The sequence below is a fragment of the Sinomonas sp. G460-2 genome (assembly GCF_047759905.1).
Classification (GTDB): Bacteria; Actinomycetota; Actinomycetes; order Actinomycetales; family Micrococcaceae; genus Sinomonas.
Genome location: NZ_JBKZWT010000253.1, coordinates 1 through 5,298, shown reverse-complemented (window position 1 = coordinate 5,298; position 5,298 = coordinate 1). Strand labels below are relative to the sequence as shown.

Here is a 5,298-nt window from a genome sequence, read left to right as displayed (position 1 = left end):
GCACGATCGTCAAGGTCGCCGTGGAGAACGGTGACCAGGTCGCGGAGGGCGATCTCGTCGTCGTCCTCGAGGCGATGAAGATGGAGCAGCCGCTCACGGCGCACCGCTCGGGCACGATCCACGGCCTCACCGCTGAGTCCGGGCAGACGGTCTCCGCCGGCTCGGTGATCGCCACGATCGAGGACTGAGATCCCCGTGAGATCTGGCCGGTCGTCGCGCGAGAAGTGACCAGTGGTCGAATGAGAAGTGGCCCCCGTCGGGATTCCGACGGGGGCCACTTCATTTGCCGACGACTGCCCAGATCCCTACCGACGATGGCCAGATCTTGACTGACGAGCGGTCAGCTCACGCCGCGATGTTGTCCTCGAAGTCCCGGTCACGGGTCTCGCGCGTGAGGAACAGGGCGACGAGCGTGAGCACTGCGGCACCCGCTAGGTAGACGCCGACGAGCACCGTGCTCCCCTTCCCGGCCTGCCACAGGGCGATCGCGACGAACGAGGCCGGGGCCGCGCCGATCACGGACGAGAGGTTGTACGCGATCGCCGAGCCCGTGTATCTGACGTTAGCGGGGAACAGCTCCGGCAGGATCGCGGCCATGGGGCCGAACGTCGCGCCCATGAGCGTGAACCCGACGACGAGCCCCACCATGGCCGCACCCGTGCCGGGGCCGAACATGAGGCCCCACGTGACGCCGAACGCGAGGATGCCCGCCGTGACCCACAGGAGGAACTTCCGGCGGCCGTACTTCTCCGCGAGCGGTCCTGAGACCACCGTGAAAATGCCGAAGAACACGACGCCGATGATGAGCATCCACAGGAAGAGACCCCGGTCGATCCCGAGCCCGGGCACGAACGAGGCCGCGTCGAAGGACTTCCCGGCCTTCTCCGCGGCGGCGCGCGCCACCTCGACGTTCGCGGGGGCGGTTCCGTACGTAAGCGTGAAGCTCGTGGTCAGGTAGAACAGCACGTAGGTGGCGAGCATGATGAACGTGCCCGCGATGACGGCGCGCCAGTGGTGCTTGAACGTCGCGGCCAGCGGGACGCGGGCCACCTTGTCCTCTTCGACGACCTTCTGGAAGGACGCGCTCTCGACGAGCTTGAGCCGCACGTAGAGCCCGATCGCCACCATGACGATGCTGAACAGGAAAGGGATGCGCCACCCGAAGTCCTCGAACTGCTTCGAGGTGAGGAATCCATTCATCACGACGTACATCGTGTTGGCGATGATGAAGCCGATCGGCGCTCCGAGCTGCGGGAACGTGCTCCAGACCGCCCGCCTGCCCGCGGGCGCGTTCTCGGTCGCGAGGAGCGCGGCACCCGACCATTCGCCGCCGAGGGCCAGGCCCTGGAGGAAGCGCAGGACCACGAGCAGGAGAGGCGCGAGGACCACCCAGCCCGGAGTCGACGCGGGCGGCAGGACGCCGATGAAGAACGTCGCGAGGCCCATGGTGAGCAGCGAGGCGACGAGGGTGCCCTTGCGCCCGAGCTTGTCCCCGAAGTGGCCGAACACGATCGAGCCGATGGGCCGCGCAAAGAACGCGACGCCGAAGATCGCGAAGGAGGAGAGGATCGCGTTGATGTCGGTCGCGCCCGGGAAGAACAGCTTCGGGAAGACAAGGACGGACGCCGTCGCATACGCGTAGAAGTCGAAGAACTCGATCGTGGTGCCGATGAGACTCGAGAAGATCACCCGCCCGCGGGTGTTCGCGTTCTTCTGCGGATCGGTTCGCTGCGGCTCTGCCGCCGATTCCTCGGCGACGGCTCGTGTGGCCATGGGTGCTGGTGCCTTTCGCATGCTGGACCCACCGTTGACAGGGGTCCTGGGATTGTGCGTGGCCATCCTATGAACAGCGTCCACTGACCGGACATTCGGTCCACATGGCGGACCTCACCTCACGGCTCACCCAGAACCGCCGTGAGAAGAGAGGTCGATGTCACGGCCTGTTTACACCCCGCGACGCTTCCGGAAACGCGCCGTTCTTAGCGTGGAACTAGACAAGTTCCCACGTTCAAGGAGGGCCCATGAGCACCGACCCCCAGATCACCGCCTCTGCGGCACCGGCGGCAGAGCGAACGACGGCGGCCCCCGCCTCCCATCTGAGCCTCGACTTCCGCGCGGGCCGCTGGATCGAGCACTGGAACCCGGAAGACGCCACCCAGTGGGAGCGCGAGGGGCGCGCGATCGCTCGGCGGAACCTCGCCTGGTCGATCTTCGCCGAGTTCCTCGGCTTCGTCGTGTGGCAGCTCTGGTCGATCGTCGTGGTCTCGCTCCCGGCGGCCGGCTTCAAGTTCGACACGTCGCAGACGTTCTGGCTCATCTCGATGCCGAGCCTCGTCGGCGCGACGCTCCGCATCCCCTACACGTTCATGGTCTCCCGCTTCGGCGGCCGGAACTGGACCATCGTCTCTGCGCTCCTGCTCCTCATCCCCACGATCGGACTCGCGGCCTGCGTTTCGAACCCCACCACGCCGTTCTGGGTCATGCTTGCGGTCGCGGGGCTCTCCGGCTTCGGCGGCGGCAACTTCGCGAGCTCGATGGCCAACATCACGTTCTTCTACCCCGCGAAGGAGAAGGGCTGGGCGCTCGGCCTCAACGCCGCCGGCGGCAACCTCGGCGCCGCGATCTCGCAGCTCGCCGTGCCGATCGTGGTGAGCCTCACCGCGGTTCTTGTCACCGGCTCGCACGGCGGGACGCTCGCCATGGCGGGCCTCATGTGGGTCCCGTTCATCCTCATCGCCGCGTTCGCCGCCTGGCGCCGCATGAACAACCTCTCGAACGCGAAGGGCGACGTCGCAGGCTCGCTCGCGGCGCTCAAGGAGCCGCACCTGTGGATCGTCGCGTTCCTCTACATCGGCACCTTCGGCTCGTTCATCGGCTTCGGCGGCGTGTTCCCCAAGCTCATCAAGGACCTGTTCCCGGCATACTCAACCTTCGCCGTCGGCGCGGCGGCGCTCTCGCTCGCGTTCCTCGGCCCGCTCGTCGGCTCGCTCTCGCGCCCGTACGGCGGCAAGCTCGCGGATCGCTTCGGCGGCGCGCGCATCACGGTCGCCTCCTTCGCGACGATGGCGGTCGTGACGCTCGCCCTCATCGCGACGCTCCCCCTCAAGAACTTCTGGCTCTTCCTCGCCCTGTTCCTCGCGCTGTTCGCCGCGAGCGGCATCGGCAATGGTTCGACCTACCGCATGATCCCGGTGATCTTCGCCCGGGCGAGCCGGGCCGCCCAGGCCGGCGCGGCGCCGTCGCACACGGCGCGGCTCGCGTCCGCGGCGCTCGGGCTCATCTCCGCCATCGGCGCGTACGGCGGCTTCGCCATCCCGCAGCTGCTCGGCGCATCGAGCACCGCGACAGGATCCTACGTCCCGGCGTTCTACGGATTCGTCGCCGCGTACGTGGTCATGCTCGTGGTCTCGTGGGCCTGCTACCTCCGCCGCGGGAGCGCCGTGGCCCGAACGGGGGCCTGACATGCCTGGCCCGGGGGTTCCCAACCCGCTCGCCCAACCCGTCGCGACCCACTGCCCCTACTGCGCCCTGCAGTGCGGGATGAACCTGACGCCGGCCCAGAACGAGGCCGCGCCCGAGGTGTCCGGCCGCGAGTTCCCCACCAACCGGGGCGGCCTGTGCCGCAAGGGCTGGACCGCGGCGGACCTCCTCCGGCACCCCGAGCGCGTCACGGAACCGCTCGTGCGCGACGCGCGGGGCGTGCTCCGCGAGGCGAGCTGGGACGAGGCGCTCGGGCGGGTGGCCAGCGAGATCCGCCGGGCCCAAGGCACGTACGGGCCGGACGCCGTCGGGATCTTCGGCGGCGGCGGGCTCACGAATGAGAAGGCGTACCTCCTCGGGAAGTTCGCCCGGGTCGCGCTCGGAACCTCGCGCATCGACTACAACGGCCGGTTCTGCATGTCCTCCGCAGCGGCCGCCGGAAACCGGGCGTTCGGGATCGACCGGGGCCTGCCGTTCCCCCTCACCGACCTCGACGCGGCGGACACGGTCCTCCTGCTCGGCTCGAACGTCGCCGAGACCATGCCGCCGTTCGTGCAGCACCTCGCGGGTGCGCGCGAGGCGGGAGGGCTCATCGTGGTCGACCCGCGCCACTCCCCGACGGCCAGACTGACGGACGACGGCGCGGGCACTCACCTCGCGCCCGCCCCGCACACGGACCTCGTGCTGCTCCTTGGCCTCGCCCACGTGGTCATCAACGACGGCCTCCTGAACTCGAACTACCTCGCGGCCCGCACCGAGGGCCTAGAGTCCGTGATCCGCTCCGTGGCTCCGTGGTGGCCCGAGCGGGTCCAGGCGACCACGGGTGTCCCCGCCAACCTCGTGCGCGAGACCGCGCACCGGCTCGCGAGGTCCGCGCGCACGGGCTCGTGCTACATCCTCACGGGCCGCGGCATCGAGCAGCACGCGGACGGCACCGACACCGTCACGGCCGCGATCAACCTCGCACTGCTCCTCGGCCTCCCCGGCTCGCCGCTCGGCGGCTACGGGACGCTCACCGGCCAGGGGAACGGCCAAGGCGGGCGCGAGCACGGGCAGAAGGCGGACCAGCTCCCCGGCTACCGCAAAATCACCGACCCCGAGGCCCGCGCGCACGTCGCCCGGGTCTGGGGCGTTCCGGAGGCGAGCATCCCCGGGCCGGGCCTCCCCGCCGTCGAACTCCTGCGCACCCTCGGCACGGACGGCGGCGTGCGCGCCCTCCTCGTGCACGGCGCCAACGTCGTGGTCTCCGCGCCGGATGTGTCCGCCGTCCGTGAGGGGCTGAAGCGACTCGACTTCCTCGCGGTCTGCGACTTCTTCCTCTCCGAGACGGCCCGCGAGGCGGACGTGGTGCTCCCCGTCCTGCAGTGGGCCGAGGAGGAGGGCACCATGACGAACCTCGAGGGCCGCGTGCTGCGGCGCCGCCGCGCGGTCGAGGCGCCCGCGGGCGCGCGGTCCGAGCTGTGGATCATGAACCGCCTCGCGGAGCTGCTCGACGCGCCGTCGTCCTTCCCGACAGAGCCCGAGGTGGTCTTCGAGGAGCTCCGCGCCGCGTCCTCGGGCGGGCTCGCGGACTACTCGGGGATCTCGTACGAGCTCCTCGACAACGGCGCCGAGGCCTACTGGCCATACCCCGCGGGCACGGCCGGCACCCCTAGGCTGTTCCGCGACCGCTTCGCGCACGACGACGGGCGGGCTCGCCTCGTCGCGGTACGGGCCGCGACCCCCTCGTGGGCGCCCGGACGGCCCGCGCTCGAGGAGTTCCACCTCGCGACCGGTCGCCTGCTCGAGCACTACCAGTCGGGCGCGCAGACCCGCCGC

The 5,298-nt window shown here is 70.0% G+C and carries 4 protein-coding genes; 3 read left to right on the top strand and 1 reads right to left on the bottom strand.

The window, feature by feature from the left end:
• A partial coding sequence (locus ACLN58_RS17310; RefSeq protein WP_415856489.1) for an acetyl-CoA carboxylase biotin carboxyl carrier protein subunit occupies positions 1 to 188 on the top strand: 188 nt, incomplete at its 5' end.
• Between the two features lie 157 nt (positions 189 to 345).
• On the opposite strand, the gene ACLN58_RS17305 is transcribed toward ACLN58_RS17310, so the two are convergent.
• A complete protein-coding gene (locus ACLN58_RS17305) occupies positions 346 to 1,773 on the bottom strand; it encodes an MFS transporter (RefSeq protein WP_415856488.1) in 1,428 nt (475 codons plus the stop codon).
• Positions 1,774 to 2,021: 248 nt separating this feature from the next.
• Between ACLN58_RS17305 and ACLN58_RS17300 the strand changes: the two genes are divergently transcribed.
• Together ACLN58_RS17300 and ACLN58_RS17295 are read left to right on the top strand one after the other, a co-directional pair.
• Positions 2,022 to 3,461 carry an MFS transporter gene (locus ACLN58_RS17300; protein WP_415856487.1) on the top strand — a complete coding sequence of 480 codons (1,440 nt, stop codon included), beginning with the start codon at positions 2,022 to 2,024 and terminating at the stop codon, positions 3,459 to 3,461.
• 1 nt (position 3,462) lies between these two features.
• Positions 3,463 to 5,298 (top strand): molybdopterin oxidoreductase family protein (locus ACLN58_RS17295; RefSeq protein WP_415856486.1); only part of this gene is annotated, 1,836 nt, incomplete at its 3' end.

Bases quoted from the DNA above. Each gene is read 5' to 3' on its own strand.
- ACLN58_RS17305 (WP_415856488.1), bottom strand. From the start codon at position 1,773: ATGGCCACACGAGCCGTCGCCGAGGAATCGGCGGCAGAGCCGCAGCGA.
- ACLN58_RS17300 (WP_415856487.1), top strand. From the start codon at position 2,022: ATGAGCACCGACCCCCAGATCACCGCCTCTGCGGCACCGGCGGCAGAG.